The following is a 24,684-nucleotide window of genomic DNA, read 5'->3' on the forward strand; positions in this document are numbered from 1 at the left end:
CCACCCGGCCGCCTCCCACCGCGGCCCCGACACCTGGCATCCACCCCACCCGCGTCACCCGGAGACACCCCATGAGCGACACCGCCACCCGCGTCCTCTCCCTCGAGGACGACCTGCTCGACCTGCTCGGTCCCGCCGCCGTCAGCACCGAACCGCGCGTGCGGGAGCGCGCGAGCGTGGACGGGTCGCCGATGTCGCCGATCATCGCCGCCAAGCTCCCCCTCGGACTCGCCGACCTCGTGGTCTTCCCCGCGGATGCCGAGCAGATCGCGATCGCGGTCGCCGCCGCCGCGCGGCACGGCGTGCCCGTCACCGTCCGCGGCAAGGGCACCGGCAACTACGGCCAGGCCATCCCGATGCAGGGCGGCCTCGTCGTCGACACCACCCGCGCCAAGGCGATCGTGGAGGTCGGCGACGGCTTCATCACCGCCGAAGCCGGAACCCCCATGGTGCTGCTCGAACAGGCCGCATGGGCCGCGGGACAGGCGCTGTGGATGTACCCCTCGACCGCGCAGTCCACCCTCGGCGGCTTCCTCTCCGGCGGCTCCGGCGGCACCGGCTCCATCGAGCACGGCTCGAACGACCGCGGCTTCGTCGCCGCGCTCGACGTCGTGCACGCCGACGGCAGCGCCGACATCATCCACGTCGAGGGCGACGAGGCCCAGAAGTACGTGCACAACTACGGAACGGCCGGCGTCATCGTCCGCGCCACCGTCCGGCTCGAGCCGCTGCGCGAGTGGCGCGGGCTGTGGGCCAGCTTCCCCGACTTCTCGGGCACCCTGGCGGTGCTGCAGACCATCGGCAACCTCGACCCCACCCCGCGCCTGGTGTCGGGCGACGGGCCCGAGATCTCGGCATCCCTCCCCGCCGACGAGGCGATCCCCGAGGGCCGGTCGAGCCTCCGCGCGATCATCGACGCGTCGCTCATCGACACCGTCACCGCGATCGTCGAGGGCGCGGGCGGCCGCGTCGAGGCGGTGCGCGAGGGGCCGCAGGCCAGCATCCGCCTGTCGATGCTGAGCTACAACCACCCGATCGAGTGGTACCAGAAGAGCCAGCCGCACGAGGTGTTCCACCTCGAGGTCGCCGGAACGCCGCTCGCCGAGGACGTCGACGCCGTCGAGGCCGTCTTCGCCGGGGGGAAGCTGCACATCGAGTCGACGAAGGCCTTCCCGATCGGCATGCTCGCCGCTCCCTACGTCAGCGAGGAGGACGTGTACCGCGGGATCGCCGACCTCAACGCGATCGGCGTCGGCGTGCACAACCCCCACCAGTGGAACGTCGACTTCAACGTCGAGCAGACCGCGGAGCTCGCGCGTCTCACCGACCCGAACGGGCTGCTGAACCCCGGCAAACTCAACCCCGACTACTCGGGCGCACGCAAGGGAGCGATCATCTCGTGAGCCGTCTCCTCGCCGAGCTCAGCGGCCCCGCCGCAGCCGAAGCCCTCACCGATAAGTCGATCATCGTGCTGCCGACCGGCGCGATCGAGCACCACGGTCCGCACCTGCCGCTCGCAACGGATGCCATCGTCGCCGAGGCCTCGGCCACGGCCGCGGTCGCGCGCGCCGCCGCGCAGGGCATCGACGTGTGGCAGCTGCCCACGCTGTCGATCACGAAGTCCGACGAGCACTCCTGGGCGCCGGGCACGCTGTGGCTCACGCCCGAGACGATGATGCAGACCATCGTCGACATCGGCCGGTCGCTCCTGACCACGCGCGCCCGCACGCTGGTGTTCCTCAACGGACACGGCGGCAACGTCGCGCTGCTGAACGTCGCGAACCGTGAGCTCCGCCGACGCTTCGGTCTGCGGACGTTTTTCATGCCCGCCGCGCGCGTGCCGTCCTTCAACGGCACCGACGGCGGTCCCGACGAGCACGGAACCGGTATCCACGCCGGGCACGGCGAGACGAGCATGATCATGCACCTGCGGCCCGAACTCGTGGATGCCTCGAAATTCGAGGCCACCGTCCCGGCGCACATCGGCGACTTCCGGCACATCGGCTTCAACGGCAAGCCCGTGACCTTCGGCTGGCTGTCGAACGACTTCGGCCCCACGGGGGTGCTCGGTGACCCGACGGGCGCCAACGCCGCCCACGGCGCCGAGCTGTTCGAGGACAGCGTGTCGTTCGTCGTCGAAGCGCTCGGGGAGATCAGCCGATTCGACTACACGGCGTGACGGTGCCCGCGTCCCGCGGGACACCGCGGAAGGGCACGGAGTGAGCGTCGCGGCCGAGGCCACGGGCGTCCGCGCCTACGGACAGGTGCTGCGCCTGCCCGGCGCGCGGACCTTCGTCGCGGCCGGCATCCTGGCCCGGTTCCCCCGGGCGACCCTGTCGCTCGGCGTGATCCTCCTCGTCTCGGCCGCGACCGGCAGCTTCGGCTCGGCCGGGATCGTCGTCGCACCGCTCGTCGGCGGCATGGCGGTCGCGGCGCCGCTGTGGTCGTCGCGTATGGACCGGTACGGCCAGGCCCGCGTCATCCTGATCTCGCTCGGATGCCTCGTGCTCGCGGCATCCGCCCTGCTCGCCCTCGTGCTGACGGCGGCGCCGTTCTGGACGTGGCTCGTCGCCGCGTTCGCGACCGGGGCGGCCACGCCCGACCTCACCTCGGCGGTGCGAGCCCGGTGGACCGTGCTGGCACCGCCGTCGCAGCGGACCGCGGCCCTCGCGCTCGAGACCATCGGCGACCAGATGGTGTTCATCTCCGGGCCGCCGGTCATCACCGCGGTCGCGGCGGCCGTGAACCCGGCGGTCGCGATGCTCGGCTCTCTGACCCTCGGCGTCATCGGAGGGGTGTGGCTGGCGTCGCAGCGCCGCACGCAGCCGGCCGCGAGCGGGGCGACGGGTCGCGCACGTCTGGTGCTGCCCCCGGCCGGGGTCGTGCCCGTCGCGCTCGCGTGCATCGCCCTGGGCGGCGTTTTCGGGGCGTTCGACGTGACGCTGGTCGGATGGGCCGAGCTGGGAGGACGTCCGTGGCTCGCCGGACCCGCGTTCAGCGCGCTCGCCCTCGCGATCGCCGTGGGCTCGGTGATCACCGGGGCCCGCGCGTGGAGGCTGTCGCCGATCGCGCGGTTCATCGGGTTCGCCGGCGCGGCCGCGATCGCCGCGCTGGCGCTGCCGCTCACGCAGGGCGTGACGCCGGTGCTGTTCTTGGCGATCCTCGTCCTCGGCCTGCTGCTGTCCCCCGTGATGATCTCGGGGATCCTCGTGGCGTCCGCCCGTGCTCCCGAAGGCCGTGTGACCGAAACGCTCGCCTACCCGACCGCCGCGATGTCGCTGGGCGTCCCGATCGGCGGCGTGATCGCCGGATCGGCCCTGGATGCCACGGGCCCCGCGACCGCGCTCGTGACCATCGCCGTGGCCCTCGCGTGCGCCGCCGTGATCGCCGTGGCGGGCGAGGCGCTGCTGCGGGTCGCGCGGCGCTGAGGGCGTCCCCGGCACCGACGAGAGCGCCGGGACCGCCCGTCAGCGCGCGTCGACGTCCGCGCGCTCCGTCCGAACGGCGGGAGCCGCGGCGGCGCGGCGCGCGATCACGCGGTTGCGGACCGCGAAGACCAGGACCACCGCGAGCACCGCGTAGATCGCCAGGGCGATGGGGCTCTGCACGAGGGTCGTGAGGTCGCCGTTGGCGCTCATCGCGGCATCCCGCAGGCTCGTCTCCGCGAGGGGACCGAGGACCATGCCGATGATGAGCGGGGCGAGGGGGTAGTCGTTCGTTCGCAGCAGGAACCCGAGGAGCCCGACACCGAGCAGCATGAGGAGATCGAACGTCGCACCCGAGGTCGCGTAGATACCGAGTCCGCTGAACACGGCGATCGAGGCGTACAGGTACGGGCGCGGGATGACCAGGAGCTTGGCCCACAGCATCGCGAACGGCAGGTTCAGGATCAGGAGCACCACCATCGCGAGGAAGAAGCTCGCGATGAGCGCCCACACCAGGTCGGGAGCCCGCTCGAACAGCAGCGGCCCCGGCTGCAGGCCGTACTGGCGGAACGCCGCGAGCATGATCGCCGCCGTCGCCGACACCGGCAGACCCAGCGCCAGCAGCGAACCCATCGCCATGCCCGTCGTGGAGTTGCCCGCGGCTTCCGGCGCCGCGAGGCCGCGGATCGCCCCGGTGCCGAACTTCGGCGTCCGCCGTCTGGCATCCAGTCGCTTCTCGATGCCGTAGGCGAGGAACGTCGGGATCTCCGAGCCGCCCGCCGGGATGACGCCGAACGGCAGACCGATCGCGGTGCCGCGGAGCCACGCCGGGGTGGCCTCGGCGAGCTCCTTGCGCGAGAGCCACGGGCGTCCGGTCGGGCGGATCATCGTCTTCCCGGAGATGTGCCGCTCGAGACAGGCGACGTAGATGACTTCGCCGAGAGCCAGGATGCCGACGGTCACGGTGATGAGCGAGATGCCGTCGAAGAGGTTCGGCGAGTCCAGCGTGAAGCGGGGCGCGCCCGAGACGCCGTCGATGCCGATGACCGCGATCCCGAGGCCGAGGAACAGCGACGCGAGACCCTTCACGGCGTTGTCGGTGACGACCGACGACGTCGCGGCGAACGCGAAGATCGCGAGGGCGAAGAACTCGGCGGGTCCGAAACTGCTCGAGAGATCGGCCAGCAGCGGCGCGAAGAACACCAGCAGCACCGACGCGATGATGCCGCCGATGAACGCGCCGATCGCGGCGGTCGCGAGGGCCTGCGCCGCGCGTCCGTTGAGGGCCATCTTGTGCCCCTCGAACGTCGAGGCGATCGCGGAGGCCTGGCCCGGGGTGTTCAGCAGGATGCCGGTGATCGAATCGCCGAACAGCCCGCCGAAGTACACGCCCGAGAACATGATGAACGCCGCGGTCGGGTCGAGCGAGAACGTCACCGGCAGCAGCAGCGCCACCGCCATCGACGAGCCCAGGCCCGGCATGACGCCGACAGCGGTGCCGAGCACGCAGCCCACGAGCACCCAGATGAGGTTCTGCCACGTGAGGGCACCGGCGAAGCCTTCGCCGAGGAGAGCGAGAACGTCCATGTCAGAAAGCCCATCCCAGGATGCCGGAGGGCAGGGAAAGCCCCAGCCCCATGTCGAACGCGATGTAGGTGAGGGAGCTGATCGTCAGACCGACGAACAGCGCGAACAGCGGCCGCGCGTGCCCGAACCCGCGCGCGATCCCGGCGAACAGCAGGGCCGCGGCGATGATCCAGCCCAGGATGCCGAGGAGGAACGCGAAGACCAGGAACGGCCCCACGACCCACGCGAAGGACCGCCAGTCGACGCCGACCGCGCGCTCGGCTGTGGCGTCGGCCCCCGCAGGGACCTCCACGGAGGCGGCGGTGGCGGCGGTGGCGGGGGCCTCGCTGGCGGCTGGGGTCGTGGCATCCGCCGTCGGGTTCTCGCTCAGCGACCGCACGGCGGCGATCCCGAGGATCACGGCGAAGACGTACAGGCCCGCGGCGATGATCCCGGGGAAGAACTGCGGCCCGGGGAACGCCGCAGAGGCGGGCACCCTCATCGTCACGATGCCGTAGACGAGGTACGTCGCGAACGCCGCGAGCACGATCGGCATGACCAGCGCCTTGGCGATGCCGGACGCACCGCGTCCGCGACGGAATCGGAGCTTGTCGCCCACGACCGCCGAGACGGAGGTGGGGTTGTTCGACGGCATCACAGGCCCATCTCCTCGTACAGTCGCTCGATGCGCGCCCGCTCCTCGGCGAGGAACGCCGTGAGGTCGTCACCGGTGATGAGGCGTTCGGTCCAGTGGTAGCGCTCGCGCGCGTCGGCCCACTCCGGGGTCGCGGTCGAATCGAGGACGAGCTGCGTCAGGCTGTCGACCTGCTCGCCACTCAGACCGCTCGGGGCGGCGAGCATGCGCCAGTTCGTGAGCTTCATGTCGTAGCCCTGGTCGATCGCGGTCGGGATGTCGACGCCCTCGAGGGGCTGTTCGGCGACCAGCGCGAGGGCGCGCAGACGCCCCGACTCGATCTGGTCGATGTTGTCGGGGTAACCGCCCGCGGCGGCCTGCGCGGTACCGTTCAGCAGCGCCTGGATCGCCTCGCCTCCACCGTCGGACGAGATGTAGGTCATGTCGACGGGCGGGATGCCGGCGGCGAGCGCCAGCTCCGCGACGACGAGCTGGTCGAACGACCCGCCGCCGGTCCAGGGCAGGGCCTTGGGGTCGGCCTTCCACGCCTCTACGAGATCGTCGAGCGTCTGGAACGGCGAATTCGCCGGCACGACGATGACGTCGTACTCCTCGACCATGACCGCGAGGGGCGTCACGTCATCGAGGGTCGCCGCCGAGTTGAACTGCACGGTCGCGGCGAGGAGACCCGTTCCCCCGACCAGGAGGTTGTTGGCCTGGCCGTTCAGCACCGACACGTTGCCGAGGGCGATCGTGCCGCCGGCGCCCGGCATGTTCACCACTTGGACGTTGTTCACCAGCCCGTTCGCCTTCTGGGCCTGCTGCAGCTCGCGCGCGACGCCGTCCCAACCGCCTCCCGCGGCGGCGGGGGCGATGATCGTCATCGATGCGTGGATGTCGTCGCCCGCGGCGGCGGACGTGATCGATCCGTACGCGGCGGTCGCGATGGCCGCGACGCCGACGATGCCGCCGATCGTGCGGCCGACCCATCGGCGGCGGCCGGGGGGACCGTCCGCGGCATGGTCGGGGACAGCGGGAGGCGTAAGCTCCGTCATCACAGCTCCTCCTTGCGAACGTCGTCGTTTCGCAGAATGTGACGACGCTCGCAGGGGCGGGAGTGCGACGCACCCCCCGGTCGATTTGTGCTCATATTGCGCGCGAAAGAATGTCACCCTCCATGTCCGACACCGCCCCCGCGGCCCGCACCCGTGGCGTCCGTCGCGCGCTCGTCGTGCTGCCGAGCCTCATCGTGCTGACCGCCGTCGGCGTCACGACCTTCATCGCCGCGTCGGTGCAGGAGCGCCACATCCGCGACGACACCGCCGAGCGCGTGTACGACGTCGCGGCGAGCCTCGCCGAGCTCGACGACGTCCGCGACACCGTGGCATCCGTGTCGTCCGTCGGCACGCCGGAACGGCTCGCGGATGCCGCCGCCCTCACCGGCGCCACGGCGACGCTGCAGCCGCTGGCCGACCTGATCGAGCGCACGACCGGGGTGTTCTACGTCGTCATCACGGACGACGAGGGTGTCCGCATCACCCACCCGGCGAGCGCCCAACGCGGACGCCAGGTCGAGACCGCCAACGCGAGCGTGCTGGCGGGAGTGCCGTTCCTCGGCACCGAGACGGGCCCCTCGGGCAGCTCGTTGCGCGCGAAGGTGCCCGTGCGCGCCGGGGAGACCGTCGTGGGGATGGTGGCCGTCGGGGTGCTGGAGTCGAGCATCCTGTCCGACCGCGACGACGCGCTCGGCGACCTCCTGCCGTGGGCGCTCGGGGCGCTCATCATCGGAACGATCGCGTCGTCGCTGCTGGCCGCGGCGATCGAGCGACGCTTCCGGCGGCTGGACGACCTCGCCGCCGAGCAGGAGCGGACGGCCCGCACGATGGTGGCGCTGCGCGAGCAGGCGCATGAATTCGGCACGCGCCTGCACGTGCTGCACGGCCTCATCTCGCACGGCGACACCCGCGACGCCCTGACCTACATCTCCGACGCGCTGCCCGGACTCACTCCCCGCGAACCCTCCGACAGCCGACTGGATGCCTCGGTCGTCAGCGCGAGCATCGAGGCGCTGCGCAGCGAGGTCTCGTCGCTCGGGGCGCGTCTGGAGGTGCGGATCGACCGGGACATCGCGATCGACGAGACCGTCGTGCTCGTGCTCGTGAACCTGTGCCGCAACGCCGCCGAGGCGGGAGCGACGCGCGTACGCTGCAGCCTCGACCTCGTGGGGGACGTCCTGCACGGCTCGGTCGACGACGACGGCCCGGGGATCGATCCGCGCGACGTCGAGCACGCGTTCACGCTCGGGTACACCTCCAAGCCCGACCTCACCGGGACGGGCCGCGGCATCGGGCTCGCCGTCGTCCGGCGCGCGGTGACCGAGCGCGGCGGCGAGATCCTCGTCACCCGGTCGGCGTGGGGCGGGACGAGGTTCGAGTTCGACATGGCGGCGCCGCGATGACCGACCGGATCCGCGTCCTCGTCGTCGACGACGACGCCGCGGCCCGCGCGCTGCACGGCCGCTACGTCGCCGAGGTGCCGGGCTACGCGGTCGTCGGCTCCGCGGCGGACGGGGCGGGGGCGATCGCTTCGGCGCAGGCGGGCGTCGACCTCGTGCTGCTCGACATGCGCCTCCCCGACATCAGCGGCGTCGAGGTGCTGCACCGACTCCGGACCCTCGGCGCCGGGGCGGTCGACGTGCTCGTCATCAGCTCGTCGCAGGACCAGGTCACCGTGCGGCAGGCGCTCGCCGCCCACGTCGTCGGCTACCTCGTCAAACCGTTCACGGCGGACACGCTCCGCCGGAGGCTCGAGGCGTACCGCGTCGAACGGAGCGAGAGAGCGGATGCCGACCGCGACCGCGCTCTCAGCCAGGGCGACATCGACCGTCTGCTCGGCACCGGGACCGTGCGCGTGCCGACGCGTACCGCACCGGAGGCGCGGCCGAAGGGCTTGGCATCCGTGACCCTCGAGCGGGTGCGCGCAGCCCTGGACCCGGTCGCGTTCGTGTCGGCAGCCGAGGTGGCGGCCGCGTGCGGACTGTCGCGCGCCACCGCACAGCGCTACCTCGAGCACCTCGTCGCGACCGGTGTCATCGACCTCGCGCACCGGTACGGCGCCCGCGGCCGTCCGCGGATCCTCTACCGGCTGGCTCCCGCCCCACCGGAGTGAGACGCGGCGCGCGTCGGGGCCGGCGAGCCGGGGCCGGGTCGGCTACAGCTCGGCCTGCCCGGCCGGGAGGGGATCCCTGAGTCAGCTCACCCGTGCGAGGTTCGTCGTCGTCACGGCTCCGAGCTTCGCCGTGATGTCGGTGAGTGTCTGACCGACCCCGAGATCCAATCTCTTCGCCGTGATGGTGGAGGTCGCATTGTCGTAGTACTCGGCGCGGACCGGCAGGTTCGGCGACGAGAACCGCACGTAGTACCCGGTGTCGGCGCGCAGCCCGTCCACGACGTAGGTCCCCCCGGGTGTCACGATCGCCGTCGCGACGATCTGGTTGTACTTCGAGTACACGTCGACGACGACGTACCCGTCGCGGTAAGAGACCCCTGCCGGAAGCCGCACGCGTCCGGAGATCGCGGAGTACGGGACGGGGGCGACGTCGACTCCGGTGAACTTCTGGTTCGCGGCGAGCGTGATGTCGGTGTACTCGCCGTACGACTTGGTCCACCACTTCGGGAAGACCCGCACGCCTTCGGCCACGATCCTCACGCGATACACCCCCGGGTCGAGGAGTCGCGCGATGTAGGTCCCGTCGGAGTTCACCTTCTCCTGCCGAACCACCGCACCGGTCGACACCGACACGATCTGCGCGGTGACCGTGCCGTCCGAGAACGACGTCCCCGCGGGGAGCGTCACGGTACCGGAGATGGCCGCGTAGGGCGCCTCCGCGAGAGTCGGGTTCACGGTCACTTTCTGACCCGCGCCGACGACCACCGCCGTCGCATCAGCCGGACCCTTCGCGCCCTTCCACCACTGCGTCTGCAGGGGGAGACCGGTCGAGCCGAAACGCAGCTTGTACGAGCCCGGGGGGAGTCCGCCGACGGAGTACGTCAACGAGGCCATGCTCACCGTTGTGCGGGTGAACAGGGTGTCCGGGGAGCCGACGCGGAGCACGTCAACGGTGATGGTCCCCGCCGACCGATCGACCCAGCTCGGAATGGCGACGGTTCCCGAGATGGATGCCGGCGCGACCAGGGCTGCGTTCACGCCCGTTCGCGCGGCTCCCGAGGCGAGTCGGATCGTCGCCGCGTCGGCGGCGACCGCGGCGTTGTTCCACCACTGGGTCGCGACGCGTCCGAAGTTGTCGGTGAACGAGACTCGATAGTCTCCCGGCGTCAGGGTTCGCAGGGTGTAGCTCCCGTCGGACGCAGCTTGGACGCTGACGCTCCGGCCACCGGCCGTCAGTGGGACAGCGGTGACCTTGACAACGGTGCGCGAGACACCGGACGGTGTCGTGACGGTTCCCCTTATCGTGGCGAGTTTCTTCGGCACGAAGTCGATGCCCGAGCGGTTCTCGCCAGAGGTGATCGTGATGGGCGTGGCATCGGCAGCGGTGACGGCACCATTCGGGCGCGAGCGGGGCATCGTACTCGTTCGCGGAGTACACCCGGACGGTGTAGCTCGCGGCGGCGAGGCCGGAGGCCGTATAGGTCATCACACCCGCCACCGGTCCGCTGAGTACGGCGGGAATGCGCTCCGACGAACCGACCGCTCGGAGTTCGACTCTGATGGCTGCCGACGCGATGCCCGAAGGAACGGTCACCCGGCCGGAGATCGACCCGGTCGCCGCGGCTGCCCGCGCCGTGGGCGGAGCGGGGCTCTCGGTGGGCGGTGTCGAGGGGGTCGGCGTCGCGGTCGGCGTCGGGGTCGCCGAGGGCGTCGGCGTCGGGGTCGCCGAGGGTGACGGCGTCGGCGAGGGAGTACCCGTCGCCGTCGGGGAGGGGCTCGCTGTCGGCGTGGCGGTCACGGCCGGAGTGGGGCTCGGCGTCGAAGCCGCTGACGCGGGACTCGCCACTACGGAGCCCGCCAGGACCATCCCCGCGATGGCTGTCGCGGCGAACCAGGAGCGCACACGGGTGCGCGGATAGTGCGGCATGTCGTTTTCCCCCGGAAACGGAACGCCCGTACTTCACCCGCCGCCTCGGTAGCGAGCGGTCGCGAGTTCCCCTTCGCCCTGTCTATCGCACGTCAATCGAGCTCCACAAGCCTGCCGGCACGTCGACGGCCGGGCGATCACGGATCGGCTAGAGCACGGCCGCGAGGTGCCGCAGCACCGAGACGTGGCCGTCGCCGGGGTGCGTCTGCAGCGCCGCGTTCGGGAGCGCCTCCGCGAGCAGCTCCGCGTGCCGCGGCGGGATCACGCGGTCCCGCTCGCCCTGCACCAGCAGGACGGATGCCGTGACATCCGCCAGATCCAACCCCCACGGCCGCGCGAAGGCGAGGTCGTCGTCGATGAGCCCGTCGTCGCCGAACTCGGCCGACGCCCCGACGTCGGCGCCGAGCGACGCCCACTCCCCTCGCAGTGCCGCGTAGTCGGCATCCACGAAGGAGTCCGGATCGAATTCGTCGATCTCGGCGAACCGGCGACGCGCCACCTCGCCCTCCGCCGCGGCGCGGAGCGCCCGCGGCGCCTGCATCCCGGCGAACCACTCCTCGGTTCCGTCGAACGGCGCGGGCGACGCGAGCGTCACGACGCGGCGGACGAGCCCGGGCATCACGGCCGCGCACGCGAGCGCGTGCGGTCCGCCGCCCGACGCCCCGACGGAGACGACGGATGCCACACCCAACGCCTCGAGCACGGAACGCAGCCCCACGGCGACGTCGGCGACGGTCCGACCCGGCGCGCGCGGGGAGAGCGCATAAGCGGGCCGAGCCACCGACACGACAGCCAGCCCGCGGGCGTCGGCCGCCGCCTGCACGGGCGGAAGGATCGCACCGGTCTGCGGCGAGCCGTGGTGCCAGAGCAGCACGTCGCGCCCGGCGACGTCGTCGTGCGAGACGTGGACGTCGAGACCCGCGATCGTCGTGCGCATGCGCCCAGGCTCGCACAAGCCGGGTCGAGTATCCCGGACACGCTGCTTCAGAATGCGAATCGAGGCGCGCCGGAACGTCACCACCCGAGACGGCGCCCGACCGCGCGGGCGGCGCGGTCGGGGAAGTCCTCCCAGCCGGGTCGGAGGATGTCGCAGGCGAGGACGAACAGGGCGTGCGCCGCTTCCTCTACCGGCTTGTCGAGGGCACCGCTGATCTCGGCGGCCCACCGTGGGTAATCGTGCTCGAATCTCCGTGTCGGGTCGATACGGTCGCGCGACTCCGGTGCGGCTCCGGGGTACCGGGCTCGGATGGCGCGTACGAGGTGGTTGACAGCGTGGAGACGGATGAACTGGCCGCCGTTCAGGATCTCCCCGCGCCGGACCCGTCCCATGCCCAGCAGGATCTTGACCAGGACGAGATTCGTCTCGTTGATCGGGTCGAACGCGTCACGCGCGACCGCTTCCCGCTGACCGGCGGCGACGATCTGAGCCGTGACCTGGTCGGAGTCGACCACGACGCTGGCGTCACCCGCGACGGCCCCGGCGAGTTCCGGTGGCTCGGCGAGCGCGAATTCGAGGACGTGCCCGTCGTCGTACATCGCCACGAACCCGATGCCCCCTTCTCGCGCGAGGAGGACCATGCGGTGCGGGTCGGGGAGCCAGGTGAGGTCCGCGCGTGCCGCGTCGCCTCGCCCTGTCTGCGCGATGACGAAGAAGTCGTGGTCCGACCACTCGTCACGACGATGTGCGCCCGCATCGGAGGCGGAGCCCAGGAGGACGAGACCCGCCAGGTCATCGCGCGACCTCACTCCCGCGATCAGTCCGGATGTGACCGCGGCGAAGCGCTCATCGGAGGATGCCGGTGGTGAGATCGCGGGGTCGGGTGCGGTCATGATGGCCCTTTCGTGCGTCCGTGTCCGAGAGCACGTCCTCACGACGTCGTGACGAGCCTCTGCGCTCGACGTTACGGGACCGGTCCCTCCCGTGCGTCCCGACACCTCCCGTCTCGACATCCATCACCTCGACGTCGCGGGGGGACCCGCCACTCGCAGGGTGTAACGTCTGCCGGGACAGCGTCTAGGGTTCCGGAGTTCCGACTCGCCTGGTCCGAGCGGCGCCACGTCGACCCGACCGCGGATCGACGTCATCTGAACGGACAAAAGCCTGGAGGACCCGCTTGTCGCGCCCGCGACACGCAGATGGGTCCCGTGTCCTCTTTCGCTTTCGTCCTCGTCTTCGCCGCCGCGATCACCCACGCCGCGTGGAATGTCATCGCCCACGGGTCCAGCCGATCGGGCGTGCCGTTCCTCTGGGCGGGGTCGCTCTGCAGCACGGTAATCTGGGCCGCGGCGGTCCCGGTGACCGGGGGTATCGGTACGACCGACGTCGGCGGCTTCCTCGCCGGCATCGGCGTATCGGCCCTGATCCACGTCGGCTACATGCTCGTTCTGCAGCGCGGGTACACCTCCGGTGACCTGTCCACCGTGTACGCGACGGCCCGGGGAGTGGGGCCCCTGCTGAGCGTCGTCGTGGCCATCGCCGTGCTCGGCGAGCGCCCGTCGCCACTCTCCCTCGTGGGCATCGCCCTGATCATCGCGGGCGTCGTCGGCGCCGGACTCATCGGCAGGCGCGGCCGTGGGACCACCGGCAAGCGGGTCGATCCCGCCCTCGTGTTCGGCGTGCTGACAGGGGTGGCGATCGCCGCCTACACACTCTGGGACACCGCCGCGGTGCGCACCTGGGGAATCAGCCCCGTGGCGTTCATGGTGGGATGCACCTTCCTGGAGACGCTCCTCTTCACGGCGATCCTCGGACGGTGCCTGCCCTCGGTCGTCCCCGTCGTGCGCGAGCAATGGCGCACCCTCGTCGCCTTCGGAATCCTCTCGCCGCTCGCGTACATCCTCGTGCTCACGGCCGTCGCCATCGCTCCGCTCGCGCTCGTCGCACCCCTCCGCGAAGTGAGCGTGGTCATCGTGTCGCTCTACGGGGTGGTGGTGCTGCGCGAGAGCAGCCCGGCCCTGCGCCTCGGGGTCTCGGTCGTGGTCGTCGGCGGCATCGCGCTCATCGCCTCGTGATCAGGTGCTGGCGCCCAGCGCGCGGACGTAGTGGTCCCCCGTCGCGGAGCGTCCACTGGCCCACACGGTGAAGCGCACGATGTCGCTCAGATAGCGGTCATCCGAAGCCTCGAAGGGAGCCCCCGCGGAATCCCGGGCGACGCGACGCAAGCGCAAGAGGGGATGCCCCGGCACCACCTGCAGCAATTCGGCGTCGGTGTCGTCGGCGGCCACCGCGTCGATCTCGTGCTGCACCGATGACGATGTGACGCCGCGCCCCTCGAGGTACTCGGTGATGGACACGGCATCCAGATCCGTGTCGAAGAGCATCCGCCCCACCGGTTCGAGATAGGTCAGACGCTCGAGCATCGTCGGTCGGTCATCCAGCAGTCGCAACCGCAGCACATCGACGACCGGGGTGCCCGGGTCGACCGCGAGCGCCCTCGCTTGCGCCGCGTCGGCACGTCGCAGCGCGACTTCGACGGTCCGCGCCCCGGGCACCGCTCCGATGTCACGCGCCCACCGCGTGAACGGGACGACGAGATCGACGCGCTGTCCCGCCTTCTTCTCGACGACCCGAGCGGGACGGCCCCTGGTGGTCTCGATCAGACCCTCGTTGCGCAATGCGCCGAGGGCGTTGCGGATCGGGCCTCGGGAGGTCTGCCAGCGCGTGGCCAGCTCCGCCTCGGTGGGGATCTCGTCACCGGGAGCCAGATCGCCGCGGTCGATACGCCGGCGCAGATCGTCGGCGATCTGCTTGTACACGGGGTCGCTCACCCCGCGAGACTACCGACGCTTGACGAGGACTCCCAGTAAGAAGCCCGCGGCACATAGGTGAACAACTGTGAAACAGGGCCAACGTAGGTATACACCTGGGCGGTGAGCCTGGCAGAGTCGGGTTCGCCGCGGCGAGAACGACGCCGTGACAGTCGAACCCGATCACCCCGCATCCGCCCGAAAGGCACTGCCATGCGCATCTCTCGTCGCCTCCTCGCCGTCGGCGCGACCCTCGGTCTCGCCGCCCTCTCGCTCACCGCGTGCGCATCCGGCGCCGCGGACACCCCCGGCCAGACGGCCACGGCCGAGGGCGTCTACGCCTCCGGCAAATCCGACACCCTCATCTTCGGAGTCGTCCCCGACACCGAGTCCACCCAGAACAACTGGGAACCCCTCGGTCAGTACCTGTCGATCATCACCGGCAAGCAGGTCGACTACTTCGAGGCCGCTGACTACACCGCACTCATCGAGGCATCGATCGCCGGCAAGATCGACGTCGCGGCGTTCTCCGGCTTCACGTACTACAACGCCTGGAAGAACGGCGCCCAGATCACGCCGTTCGCCGGTCAGCTGACCGGCGACCTGAAGGAGCCCGGCTACTACTCCGTCGCCATCGCCAACCCGTCGGCCGGCGTCGCCGACCTCGCCGACTTCGCGGGCAAGAACGTCTGCTTCGTGTCCGAGACGTCGACCTCGGGGTATCTCTTCCCGAGCAAGGCGCTGCTGGAGGCGGGCGTCGACCCCTCGAAGGACCTGACGCCGGTCTTCGCGGGGAAGCACGACGCGTCGGCCGAGAAGGTCGCCGCGGGCACGGAATGCGTCGCGGGCTTCGCCGAGGACGCGGTCGCAGACCCGAAGATCGCCGACGGCTCCGTCGTCGAGGTCGCCCGCCAGCTGGTCCCGGGGGCCCCGCTCGTCTACGCCGACCAGCTGCCTCAGGAGATCAAGGACATCCTCGTCGCCAAGCTGAGCGAAACCACGATGGACGACATGATCGCCGCCGGGGTGAAGGTCAGCGACGCGAAGGCAGCGAAGGAATGGTTCGCGGGCACGAAGCCCGTCGACGACTCCTACTACGACCAGATCCGCGACCTCTGCGCGGAACTGCCGACCGTCGAATCCTGCCAGTGAGTCGCGGAGACATCGCACCATGACGGTCAACGACACCCCCGTCGTCGAGATCACCGACCTCGGCAAGACGTACGCCGGCGCCACCGATCCCGCTCTGTCGGGGGTGTCGTTGACGGTCCCGCGTGGCGAGATCGTCGTTCTCCTGGGTCTTTCCGGCTCGGGGAAGTCCACGCTGCTCCGACACATCGACGGACTCGAGACACCGACATCGGGGAGCGTCCGGGCCCTCGGCCAGGACGTCGCCGGGCTTCGCGGAGCCGCGCTCCGCCACCTGCGGGGGCGCATCGGATTCATCTTCCAGCAGTTCGACATCGTCGGGCCGCTGAGCGTGCTCGAGAACGTTCTGACCGGGGCGCTGTCGACGGTGCGCGGGCCACGCCTGGGCCTGTGGTCGTACTCCAAAGCCCTCCGCCTGAGCGCCCTCGGCCACTTGGACCGCGTCGGATTGCTCGAGCGCGCCTATCAGCGCGCCGACACGCTGTCGGGCGGACAGCAGCAGCGCGTCGCCATCGCCCGCGCCCTCATGCAGGACCCCGAGATCCTTCTCGCCGACGAGCCCGTCGCGTCGCTGGATCCCGAGTCGAGCTCGCAGGTCATGGCCCTCATTCGCGAGATCGCCGCCGAACGAGGATTGACCGTCGTCTGCAGCCTCCACCAGGTCGATCTCGCCCTGGACTGGGCCGACCGCATCGTGGGGCTGCGCGCCGGCCGTGTCGTCCTCGACACCCGCACCGCCGGCATCGGTCGCGACGAGGTCATGGAGATCTACGGTCGTGTCGCCACCACGACGACCGAACTGCACGTGATCGAGCGGGAACTCGCCGACGTGCGCTCCGCTCTCCGCGACGAGCAGACGCCGGCCTCCTCGGGAGACTCGCGATGACCCTTGTCGAACGCCGCGCGACGGATGACCTCCACGCCCGCATCGCGGCGGTCGCCCGCCCTCGCCCGCGGAGCGCGACGGTCGCCTCGATCCTCACGCTCGTGAGCCTCCTCGGCCTGGGGATCGCCTCCCTCTCGGGCCTCGGCTTCTCGATACCGGCGATCGTCGGCAGCCTGGGCAACCTCCCCCAGTTCTTCGCCCGCACGGTGCCGTTCGCCTGGCCGGGCTGGCGATGGGACCGCGCGAGCGACGCGCTGGTGTGGGAGGGCTGGGAACCCGTCGGTGAGTTCGCGTCATCGATCGTGATGACCCTCGGCATCGTCATCTGCGGAACGTTCCTCGCCTTCCTCGTGTCCATCCCGATCGCCTACGGCGCCGCCCGCACCACCACCCCCAACGCTGTCGTCATGGTGATCTGCCGCGGGATCGGCATCGTCTCGCGGGCGATCCCCGCGGTCGCCTTCGCCAGCATCTTCGTCTTCCTCTTCGCGCTGGGCCCGCTGCCCGGCATCCTGGCCTTCTTCCTGCACTCCATCGGGATGATCTCGAAGATGATGGCGGATGCCATCGAGCAGGTCGACGAAGGACCGCGTCGCGCGATCCGCTCCACCGGCGGAACCGGCGCACAGCAGTTCTGGTCGGCCATCGTCCCGCAGGCGTTCCCGGCCTGGGTCGCGATCGGCCTCCACCGCGCCGACATCAACCTGCGCGAGACCGTCATCCTCGGTTACGTCGGCGTCGCCGGCCTCGGCCTGGAGCTCGCGAACTCGATCCACGCGCTGAACTACCGCCGCGCCATCCCGATCGCCATCACCATCGTCGTGCTGTGCATCGTGTTCGAAGTCGTCTCCTCCGTCGTGCGGTCCCGGCTCCTCGGCGTCTCGCCCGTGGGCGGTGGCGTCGGCGATCGGCTGGTGCGTGCCGCTTCGCGACGATCGGCGGCCGTCGCGTCCGCCGTCCGACCCCCCGAGGGCAGCGTGGACCGCACCTGGGCGATCCAGGCAGCCATGAAGCAGCCGTGGACGGGCGAGCGGATCGCCTCCCGCGTGGCCGTGTGGCTGACCGTCGCCGTCCTCGCCGCGAGTTTCGTCGCCGCTCAGGCCCCCTGGGGCGATCTGCTCACCTTCTGGGGAAACCTGCCCACCCTGCTCGCGAAAGACAACCTGTGGCCGCCCACGTTCGGCATCTACACCGCCGAGCAGGTGTGGGGTGCCGTGCTCGTCACCTTCCAGGTCGCTTTCGCCGCCACACTGATGTCGGCCGTGCTGTCGCTCATCGTCGGTTCGCTCGCGGCATCGAATGTCGCCCCGAACCGCCTCGTGCGCGGCACCTTCCGCGGCCTCCTGCTGATCGTGCGCGGCATCCCCGAACTGATCCTCGCGATCTTCTTCGTCATCATCACGGGCCTGGGGGCCCAGGCGGGCACGCTCGCCCTCGCGATCGGCGGAGTGGGCCTGCTCGGCAAGCTCATCGCCGACTCGTTGGAGGAGGTCGCGCACGGGCCGGAGCGCGCGCTCTTCGCGGTCGGAGCCACGCGCGCCCAGGTGTACTTCTCGTCGTCCCTGCCCCTGTCGCTTCCGGCGATGGTCGGGCATCTGCTGTACCTGCTGGAGCAGAACGTGCGCGCCGCGACGCTGCTCGGCATCGTCGGCGGCGGCGGCATCGGTCTCTACCTGTACGACTCACTGCGCGTATCGAACTACGCGCAGGCGTCGATGTTCATCATCCTCATCACCGTGCTCGTGATCGTCATCGAGGCGATCGCCATCGGCATCCGGAAGGCCCTGAAATGACCCGTCCCCCCGAATTCGATCTCGCCGTCGTCGGCGCGGGCATCGTCGGCCTCGGACACGCGTGGGCCGCGCACCGACGAGGCCTCCGCGTCGTCGTGGTGGATCGGATGGATGCCATCGTGGGCTCCACCGTGCGCAACTTCGGCCACATCGGCACGCACGTCCACTCCGGGCAGGCCGGGGAGTACGCTCGGCGCTCGCACGGGATCTGGCTCGACCTCGCGGAACGTGCGGGGTTCTGGATCCGCCGCCACGGCACCCTCGTGGTCGCGCGGACCGCCGAGGAGCTCGCCGTCGTCGAGGAGTCGGGCGCGGGCCGCATGCTCAGCTCCGACGAGACGGGGCGTCGGGCGCCCGTCGTCGGTGCGGTCGGCGCAGCGCACGTCGACGACGACCTCCAGGTCGACCCGCGCGAGGCGGGTCCCGCGATCGCCCGTCACCTCGCCGAATGCGGGGTGGAGTTCCGCTGGCGCACTGCGGCGTGGGGGGCGGAATCCGGCATCCTCCACACGTCGCGGGGCGAGATCCGCGCCGAGAACATCGTGATCGCAGTGAACTACGACATCGATCAGCTCTACCCGGAGGTCGCGGAGCGGTACGGCGTCCAGCGGTGCGGGCTCGACATGCTCCTGACCGACGGCGTGAGCCTGGACGTTCCGGTGCTCACCGGATCGTCGCTGCTGCGGTACAGCGCGTTCTCCCACGCCCCCTCGGCGGGCGCCCTACGGGCGCGCCTGGCACGAGAACAGCCGGAGATGCTCGAACGCGACATCAACGAGATGTACACCGAGCGCCCGGACGGGACCCTGGTGGTCGGTGACACGCATTACCGCGGCAGCACCGTCACCCCCTTCCAGGACGAGGGCGCGTTCGACACGCTTCGGGGCCTGAGCCGGACGCTCTTCGGCCGCGACCTGACCGTCCGCCAACGCTGGCAGGGCGTCTACGCCAGCGCGCCGCAGGACTTCCTCCGCACCTCCCCCACCGACGGCGTCCACATCGTCGCCGTCACCACCGGCATCGGCATGACGACGGGTCTCGGACTCGCCGCCTCCGTCCTCGACGACCTGCAAGGAGCACTCTCATGACCCGCATCGAAACCATCGTCATGGACATGGCCGGGACCACCGTGGAGGACGGCGGCATCGTCGTCGAGGCCTTCACTCGCGCGTGGGACGCACGGGGCGAGACCGGTGATCGGAATGCCGCCGTCCTCTGGGTGCAGCAGACGATGGGCCAGTCCAAGATCGAGGTGTTCCGCCACCTGGTGTCGGAGCCGGCGGCCCAGGCGCTGAACCGCGCCTTCGAAGAGGCCTACGACGCCCTCGTCGAGGAGGGCCGCGCCGCCGCCGTTCCGGGGGCGGAAGACGTCATCCGCGCTCTGCAGGCGGAAGGCCGCCGCGTCGTCCTGACCACGGGTTTTTCGAAGAAGACCGCCGACGGCATCCTCGCCGCACTCGGCTGGAGCGACCTGCCCGACCTCGTCCTCACGCCCGCCGAGGTGGGGCGCGGCCGCCCCGCCCCCGACCTGAACCTCACCGCCCTCATCCGAACCCGCGCCTCGGGAGTGGACGCCGTCGCCGTGGTGGGCGACACCCCCTCCGATGCGCGGAGCGGTACCGCCGCGGGCGCGGGCCTCGTGGTCGGGGTGCTGACCGGAGCGTCGACGCGCGATGATCTCCTGGCGGCGGGGGCCGGGGAGGTCATCGACTCCGTCGCCGACCTGCCCGCCGTGCTGGCCAGGGTCGGGCGATGAGCGTGCTCCCCATCGCTCACGAGCGGGTCGTCGACCTCGTACCAGCCGCGCAGGCGCGCGTCTTCCTCGGCCCCGGGCACGCCCACGAGACCCTCGCGGTGCCGCGGGTCGTACTCACCCCCGGCGAGGCTCTGGTCGCCGTCGAGCTCGCGACGATCTGCGGGTCGGACGTGCACACCGCCGAGGGCCATCGCGCTGCGCCCGCGCCGCTCGTCCTCGGTCATGAGTACGTGGGCCGCGTGGTCGCCCTGGGCGACGGCCCCGTGCGGACCGTCGATGACCGCCCGGTGAACATCGGCGACCGCGTCGTCTGGTCGATCCTCGCGGCGTGCAACCGATGCGACCGCTGCGAGCGCGGCCTGCCCCAGAAGTGCCGCTCCATCCTGAAGTACGGGCACGAGCGCGTCGTCGACCGCGCGGAGCTGCGCGGCGGCTTCGCCACCCACGTGCACCTGCGCACGGGGACGGCGATCGTCCGGGTGGGCGAGGACCTCCCCGGCGAGGTCCTCGCGCCGCTGGCGTGCGGAACGGCCACCGCGTTCGCGGCGCTCGCGGCCGCAGAGGGCGCGACACCACTCGCCGGCGCGACGGTCCTGGTCACGGGGGCGGGCCTGATCGGCCTCACCGCGACCGCCATCGCCCGCGACCGCGGGGCCCGCGTCATCGTGTCCGACCCCGATCCGCGACGCCGAGAGCGCGCCGTGCGTTTCGGCGCTCACGCGGCCGTCGACCCGGCGCAGGACCCGCGTGAGATCCTGCCGCAGACGGAGATCACCGTGGTCGTCGAGGCGTCGGGCGCACCCGCCGCGGTGACGAGCGCCCTGGCGGTGGCCGGAGTGGGTGCCGTCGTCGTACTGGTGGGCAGCGTCTTCCCCGCCCCGCCGGTGGCGCTGGACGCCGAGCGCGTGGTGCGGAACCTCTTGACCGTGCGGGGCGTCCACAACTACGGCCCCGACCACCTCGTCGCCGCCTCACGGTGGCTGCACGGCAACGGCCGCGAGCACCCCCTCGCGGAACTGGTCGGTGCGACCTACCCGCTGTCGCAGCTCGACGACGCGCTCCGGGTGGCCTCGACCGGCGCCCACGTGCGGGTGGGCGTCTCCCCTTCCGCGCGCTGAGAAGACCGTGGCCGCGCCGATGCGCGCCCCGGCTGCTCGGCGGGTCGGGGCATCGCGGAGGCGCGGGCTGGGGCGGCCCCTGCCGCCGCCGAGCGTCGCGTGCCGGGACACCCGAGCGCCCCGCGAGGGCCGGCCCGATGTCTCGGACGCGAGACGGCGTGGACGCGTGTCAGAGGATGACGCCGAACTCCTCCGCCAGCGCCGGGAGCTCCGTGTGCAGCACGTGCGTCGCCTCCGCGGCGAGCGGGTTCGTCGAGACACCGTTCTCGTTCACGAGCTTCCCGCCGACGTACACCTGCTTCAGGTTGCGCAGGCCGCACGCGAGTACGTAGCTGCGCACCGGGTTCCACAGCGGGCCGACGTCGGGAAGCCGCGGGTCGACGACCACGAAGTCGGCGAACTTCCCGACCTCGAGGCTGCCGACGCGGTCGTCGACGCCCATGATCTCGGCCCCGCCGAGGGTGTGCAGGCGGAGGACCCGCTCGGGCATCATCGACAGCGGATCGTGGGTGCGGGCGCGCTGCATGAACATGCCCATGCGCATGTTCTGCCACGGGTCGGCGACGTCGGTGCACGCCTGGTCGTCCAGGCCCATGCCGACCTTCATGCCGAGATCGAGCATCTCGGGCACGTGCGCGATGCCCGACGCGAGACGCCCGTTGGATGCCGGCTGCCACGACATGCTGGCGCCGCCGGCGGCGGCATCCGCGATGATCTCGGGCGTCGTCTGGATGAAGTGCCCGAACATCATGCCGGGGCGCAGGGCGCCGGCGTTCTTGTAGAGCTGGAACTTCGTCTGCTGGTGCTCGATCGCTTCGTACGTCTCGAGGAAGTGCGCCTGGTTCGTGACTCCGAAGCGGTCCATGACGGCGACCTCGATCTCGGCGGCGTCGGGCCGCGTCGACCACTGCACCTGTCCCATGATCGAGGCGCCGAGCGCGATGTCCGGATCCATGGCCAGGACGTGGTCGAGGGAGGCCTCGAACCGGGCGAAGATCTCGTCGTCGGTGCCGACGGTCGCGTCCAGGGCGATGGAGTCGACGAAGCGGAGTCCCGCGTCGTGGCATCCATCCGCCTGTCGGGTGTGCCACGCGTGATCGCGCAGGACGCCGCCGCCGTCGGCGCGCTTGCCCTCGACCATCGGCTCCCATGGCAGCAGCGGGTCGGTGAAGTTGTAGGCGGTCGTCACGCCGTTGGCGAGGAAGTCGAGCGACCCGTGCAGCGTCGCCCAGTAGATCTGGTCGGGCGAGGCGTTGTTGAGAACGCTGAACATCGACGTGCACCAGCCGTACAGCGTCTGGTCGACGCCGAGGCCGCGCGAGCCGCTGGTGAAGAGGTGGCTGTGGGAGGAGACGAACCCGGGGGCGACGAACTTGCCGTCGACGTCGAGGATCTCGTCGGCCGTGAGCCCCGGGGCGGGGTCGCCGGCGCCGATCGCGGCGATGCGTCCGTCCTGGACGAGCAGGTATCCGCGCTCGATGTAGCCGGGGTCGTCGGTACCCGCGGGGACCGTGATGAGCCGTGCGTTGGTGACCAGAAGCGACATGTTGATGACGGTAACAATCGCGTGTTTCCGCGGTGTTCCGAGAGGGTGGCGGGCTGTTTGCGGGCGTCCCTCGTCCCACTCTCGGCAGAACATGTCCCACAAACGGTCGCTGTGAAGGGGTCAGACCGACCACAAATGGGACGAGGTCCGAGAAGGTCAGGCGAACGCCGCCCGCACCGCCGGTGCCACCGCCGCCAGCACGGCGTCGCGCGCGGGCGTCGACGGGAACACCAGGAACAGGTGCGGAACCCCCTCCCGCCGCACGAACTCGACGGGGGTTCCGGATGCCGTCAGCCGCTCGACGTACTCCTCGGCTTCGTCCGACAGCGGGTCGACGCCCGCCGCGACGATCACGGCCGGAGCCGAACCGGCGAGCTCCGGCGCGCGCAACGGCGCGGCCTCGACGGGCACCGGGGCGGCGGCGCCCGCCCCCGCGGCATCCTGAACGTACAGCCCCCAGTACCACTGCATGCCCTTCGCGGTCAGCGGCAGGTTCTCGGTGTGCGCACGGTAGCTGGGCCGGTCGGGATCGGGGGCGTCGAGCACGGGGCACAGTAGAACCTGGATCCGGATGCCGGGGGCCCGAGCCTCGCGGGAGCGCAACGCCAGAGCGGCGGCGAGGTTGCCGCCCGCGCTGTGCCCGGCGACGCCGAGGAGCGCGGGATCGACGAGACCGCCGGCTCCCGCGGCGGCGAAGCGCAGCGCGCGGTCGAGGTCGTCGAGACCCGCGGGGAAAGGGTGCTCGGGCGCGAGGCGGTAGTCGACGCTCAGCACCTGCGCGCCGGTGGCCGCGGCGAGCGCGCGGCACAGGGCGTCGTTGTTGTCGAGGTCGCCCGCGACCCAGCCGCCGCCGTGGGCGAACACGAGCGTCCCGCGGTGCCCCGCCCTCGGCCGGTAGAGCCGCAGGGCGAGGTCGCCGTCGGCGGTGTCGATCGACTCGACCACGTCGTCGTCGGGCAGCCGCACCCACGACGGGTTGGCGCGCAGCTCGGCGATCCGCGCGGCGTCGTCACCCTCGGCATCCGTTGCTCCCGAGGGGATCGTGCCCGCCCGCGCCGCGAGACGCGCGAGGTGCGCGCGGACGCCGGGGTCGGTGATCGCGGGGTGGACGCTGTCGCTCACGGTGCTCCTCGGGTCGGGCGGTGCGGTCGGGCGGGTGGCGCGGGTGCGGCGACCAGTCAGTGTCCAAGACACGCGGATGCCCCGCGACCACGTCCGCGTGTCTTGGACACTCAACACCCTCGATACACCCTCGGGCGCCGGAACTGGGCCCGCCGCGGCAAGCGTTACGGCGCGGAAACACCGCCGTCGCCCACATGCCGAAACATGGCCGCATGACCTCTCCCGTGCAGCGCGCGGCCGCGATCCTCGCGACCCAGCGTTTCGTCGTGATCGGCACCGCCGACGCCGACGGCCCCTGGACTGCGGCGGCGCAGTACCGGCTCCTCCCGCGGGGTCTGTACGTCGAGTCCGACGTCTCGTCGCGGCACGCGCGCGCGATCGCGGCGTCGAGGATGGCATCCGGGGTCGTCTTCGACTCCACGGCCGCGCCCGCCGACGCCGACGGCGTGCAGCTGGCTTTCGCGGCGCGGGAGGTGGATGCCGAGGCCTCGGCGATCCGTGCGGTGCTGGGCGCGCGGCTCCCCCGCGATGCCGGCGACGACGATCCGGCGACGGTGCTCGACGTGCCGACGAAGCGGCTGTACGTGCTCGAGGCGGAGCGGGCGTTCGTCTTCGATCGCGACGCCTGGCGCTCGCGCGGGACCGATGCCCGGCTCGAGGTCGACGTCACCGAGGTGTGGGCGATGCTCGCGGCCCCCGCCGATAAACGCTGATCCCGGCCAGAAACGGGACGACCCGCCGTTTCTGGACGCGAACGCCGTTTCTCGCGCGGAGGGGCCGCCGGGACGACGCCACGGCGCCCCGTTACGCCGCCGAAACACCCGCGTCGCGGGGCCGTTCGCGCCCG

Annotated in this window: 23 protein-coding genes; 14 read left to right on the forward strand and 9 right to left on the reverse strand. The window is 71.3% G+C overall.

The window, feature by feature from the left end:
- Positions 1-71: 71 nt before the first annotated feature.
- Genes CSIV_RS08055 through CSIV_RS08065 form a run of 3 tightly spaced genes read left to right on the forward strand, consistent with a single transcriptional unit; the run spans position 72 to position 3,428 of the window.
- Positions 72-1,403, forward strand: a complete 1,332-nt coding sequence (locus tag CSIV_RS08055) for an FAD-binding oxidoreductase (protein ID WP_077050886.1) — start codon at positions 72-74, stop codon at positions 1,401-1,403.
- The gene (locus CSIV_RS08060; RefSeq protein WP_077050887.1) at positions 1,400-2,179 is read left to right on the forward strand and encodes a creatininase family protein; all 780 of its coding nucleotides are present in this window, start codon (positions 1,400-1,402) and stop codon (positions 2,177-2,179) included. The genes CSIV_RS08055 and CSIV_RS08060 overlap by 4 nt, the downstream gene beginning before the upstream one ends.
- Positions 2,180-2,219: 40 nt before the next feature.
- On the forward strand, positions 2,220-3,428 hold the full coding sequence (locus tag CSIV_RS08065; RefSeq protein ID WP_077050888.1) for an MFS transporter: 1,209 nt from the start codon (positions 2,220-2,222) through the stop codon (positions 3,426-3,428).
- Positions 3,429-3,467: 39 nt separating this feature from the next.
- On the opposite strand, the gene CSIV_RS08070 is transcribed toward CSIV_RS08065, so the two are convergent.
- The 3 genes from CSIV_RS08070 to CSIV_RS08080 are packed head-to-tail and all read right to left on the reverse strand — an operon-like array spanning position 3,468 to position 6,680.
- Positions 3,468-5,012 (reverse strand): tripartite tricarboxylate transporter permease, encoded by a 1,545-nt coding sequence (locus CSIV_RS08070; RefSeq protein ID WP_077050889.1) that lies wholly within the window; start codon positions 5,010-5,012, stop codon positions 3,468-3,470.
- Between the two features lies 1 nt (position 5,013).
- Positions 5,014-5,646, reverse strand: a complete 633-nt coding sequence (locus CSIV_RS08075; RefSeq protein WP_077050890.1) for a tripartite tricarboxylate transporter TctB family protein — start codon at positions 5,644-5,646, stop codon at positions 5,014-5,016.
- Positions 5,646-6,680, reverse strand: a complete 1,035-nt coding sequence (locus CSIV_RS08080) for a tripartite tricarboxylate transporter substrate binding protein (RefSeq protein ID WP_077050891.1) — start codon at positions 6,678-6,680, stop codon at positions 5,646-5,648. Before CSIV_RS08080 ends, CSIV_RS08075 begins: the two co-directional genes overlap by 1 nt.
- Before the next feature lie 122 nt (positions 6,681-6,802).
- On the opposite strand from CSIV_RS08080, the gene CSIV_RS08085 reads away from it, so the two are divergent.
- Both CSIV_RS08085 and CSIV_RS08090 read left to right on the forward strand, forming a co-directional pair.
- Positions 6,803-8,083 carry a sensor histidine kinase gene (locus CSIV_RS08085; RefSeq protein WP_077050892.1) on the forward strand — a complete coding sequence of 427 codons (1,281 nt, stop codon included), beginning with the start codon at positions 6,803-6,805 and terminating at the stop codon, positions 8,081-8,083.
- Positions 8,080-8,793 carry a response regulator gene (locus CSIV_RS08090; RefSeq protein ID WP_077050893.1) on the forward strand — a complete coding sequence of 238 codons (714 nt, stop codon included), beginning with the start codon at positions 8,080-8,082 and terminating at the stop codon, positions 8,791-8,793. Before CSIV_RS08085 ends, CSIV_RS08090 begins: the two co-directional genes overlap by 4 nt.
- Positions 8,794-8,874: 81 nt before the next feature.
- Here CSIV_RS08090 and CSIV_RS08095 read toward each other — a convergent pair whose 3' ends face one another.
- Positions 8,875-10,209: a carboxypeptidase-like regulatory domain-containing protein gene (locus tag CSIV_RS08095; protein ID WP_077050894.1), complete on the reverse strand. Its 1,335-nt coding sequence runs from the start codon at positions 10,207-10,209 to the stop codon at positions 8,875-8,877.
- Positions 10,210-10,352: 143 nt separating this feature from the next.
- Between CSIV_RS08095 and CSIV_RS18350 the strand changes: the two genes are divergently transcribed.
- Positions 10,353-10,712 (forward strand): hypothetical protein, encoded by a 360-nt coding sequence (locus CSIV_RS18350; RefSeq protein ID WP_077050895.1) that lies wholly within the window; start codon positions 10,353-10,355, stop codon positions 10,710-10,712.
- A gap of 156 nt (positions 10,713-10,868) precedes the next feature.
- On the opposite strand, the gene CSIV_RS08105 is transcribed toward CSIV_RS18350, so the two are convergent.
- Both CSIV_RS08105 and CSIV_RS08110 read right to left on the reverse strand, forming a co-directional pair.
- On the reverse strand, positions 10,869-11,657 hold the full coding sequence (locus CSIV_RS08105; RefSeq protein WP_083735056.1) for an alpha/beta fold hydrolase: 789 nt from the start codon (positions 11,655-11,657) through the stop codon (positions 10,869-10,871).
- Positions 11,658-11,734: 77 nt separating this feature from the next.
- A complete protein-coding gene (locus CSIV_RS08110) occupies positions 11,735-12,550 on the reverse strand; it encodes a hypothetical protein (RefSeq protein WP_077050896.1) in 816 nt (271 codons plus the stop codon).
- A 306-nt stretch (positions 12,551-12,856) separates the two neighbouring features.
- Here CSIV_RS08110 and CSIV_RS08115 point away from each other — a divergent pair, with 306 nt between their 5' ends.
- Entirely contained in the window at positions 12,857-13,732 is an 876-nt protein-coding gene (locus CSIV_RS08115) for a hypothetical protein (RefSeq protein WP_077050897.1), read from the forward strand.
- On the opposite strand, the gene CSIV_RS08120 is transcribed toward CSIV_RS08115, so the two are convergent.
- The gene (locus tag CSIV_RS08120) at positions 13,733-14,488 is read right to left on the reverse strand and encodes a GntR family transcriptional regulator (RefSeq protein WP_077050898.1); all 756 of its coding nucleotides are present in this window, start codon (positions 14,486-14,488) and stop codon (positions 13,733-13,735) included. It lies immediately after the preceding gene.
- Between the two features lie 192 nt (positions 14,489-14,680).
- Here CSIV_RS08120 and phnD point away from each other — a divergent pair, with 192 nt between their 5' ends.
- Genes phnD through CSIV_RS08150 form a run of 6 tightly spaced genes read left to right on the forward strand, consistent with a single transcriptional unit; the run spans position 14,681 to position 21,169 of the window.
- Positions 14,681-15,619 (forward strand): phosphate/phosphite/phosphonate ABC transporter substrate-binding protein, encoded by a 939-nt coding sequence (phnD, locus tag CSIV_RS08125; protein ID WP_077050899.1) that lies wholly within the window; start codon positions 14,681-14,683, stop codon positions 15,617-15,619.
- A 19-nt stretch (positions 15,620-15,638) separates the two neighbouring features.
- Positions 15,639-16,502: a phosphonate ABC transporter ATP-binding protein gene (phnC, locus tag CSIV_RS08130; RefSeq protein WP_077050900.1), complete on the forward strand. Its 864-nt coding sequence runs from the start codon at positions 15,639-15,641 to the stop codon at positions 16,500-16,502.
- Positions 16,499-18,295, forward strand: a complete 1,797-nt coding sequence (locus CSIV_RS08135) for a PhnE/PtxC family ABC transporter permease (protein WP_083735057.1) — start codon at positions 16,499-16,501, stop codon at positions 18,293-18,295. The genes phnC and CSIV_RS08135 overlap by 4 nt, the downstream gene beginning before the upstream one ends.
- Positions 18,292-19,383 (forward strand): TIGR03364 family FAD-dependent oxidoreductase, encoded by a 1,092-nt coding sequence (locus tag CSIV_RS08140; protein ID WP_077050901.1) that lies wholly within the window; start codon positions 18,292-18,294, stop codon positions 19,381-19,383. The genes CSIV_RS08135 and CSIV_RS08140 overlap by 4 nt, the downstream gene beginning before the upstream one ends.
- A complete protein-coding gene (locus CSIV_RS08145; protein WP_077050902.1) occupies positions 19,380-20,051 on the forward strand; it encodes a phosphonatase-like hydrolase in 672 nt (223 codons plus the stop codon). Before CSIV_RS08140 ends, CSIV_RS08145 begins: the two co-directional genes overlap by 4 nt.
- Positions 20,048-21,169, forward strand: coding sequence for an alcohol dehydrogenase catalytic domain-containing protein (locus tag CSIV_RS08150; protein WP_077050903.1), 1,122 nt, complete (start codon positions 20,048-20,050; stop codon positions 21,167-21,169). The genes CSIV_RS08145 and CSIV_RS08150 overlap by 4 nt, the downstream gene beginning before the upstream one ends.
- Before the next feature lie 169 nt (positions 21,170-21,338).
- Here CSIV_RS08150 and CSIV_RS08155 read toward each other — a convergent pair whose 3' ends face one another.
- Both CSIV_RS08155 and CSIV_RS08160 read right to left on the reverse strand, forming a co-directional pair.
- Complete coding sequence (locus CSIV_RS08155; protein WP_077050904.1) at positions 21,339-22,715, reverse strand: amidohydrolase family protein; 1,377 nt, start codon at positions 22,713-22,715, stop codon at positions 21,339-21,341.
- Between the two features lie 156 nt (positions 22,716-22,871).
- Entirely contained in the window at positions 22,872-23,837 is a 966-nt protein-coding gene (locus CSIV_RS08160; RefSeq protein ID WP_160897607.1) for an alpha/beta hydrolase, read from the reverse strand.
- Positions 23,838-24,049: 212 nt separating this feature from the next.
- Between CSIV_RS08160 and CSIV_RS18355 the strand changes: the two genes are divergently transcribed.
- Positions 24,050-24,550 carry a pyridoxamine 5'-phosphate oxidase family protein gene (locus tag CSIV_RS18355; protein ID WP_077050905.1) on the forward strand — a complete coding sequence of 167 codons (501 nt, stop codon included), beginning with the start codon at positions 24,050-24,052 and terminating at the stop codon, positions 24,548-24,550.
- Positions 24,551-24,684 lie beyond the last annotated feature (134 nt).

It is taken from the genome of Microbacterium sp. CSI-V (genome assembly GCF_001984105.1).
Classification (GTDB): Bacteria; Actinomycetota; Actinomycetes; order Actinomycetales; family Microbacteriaceae; genus Microbacterium.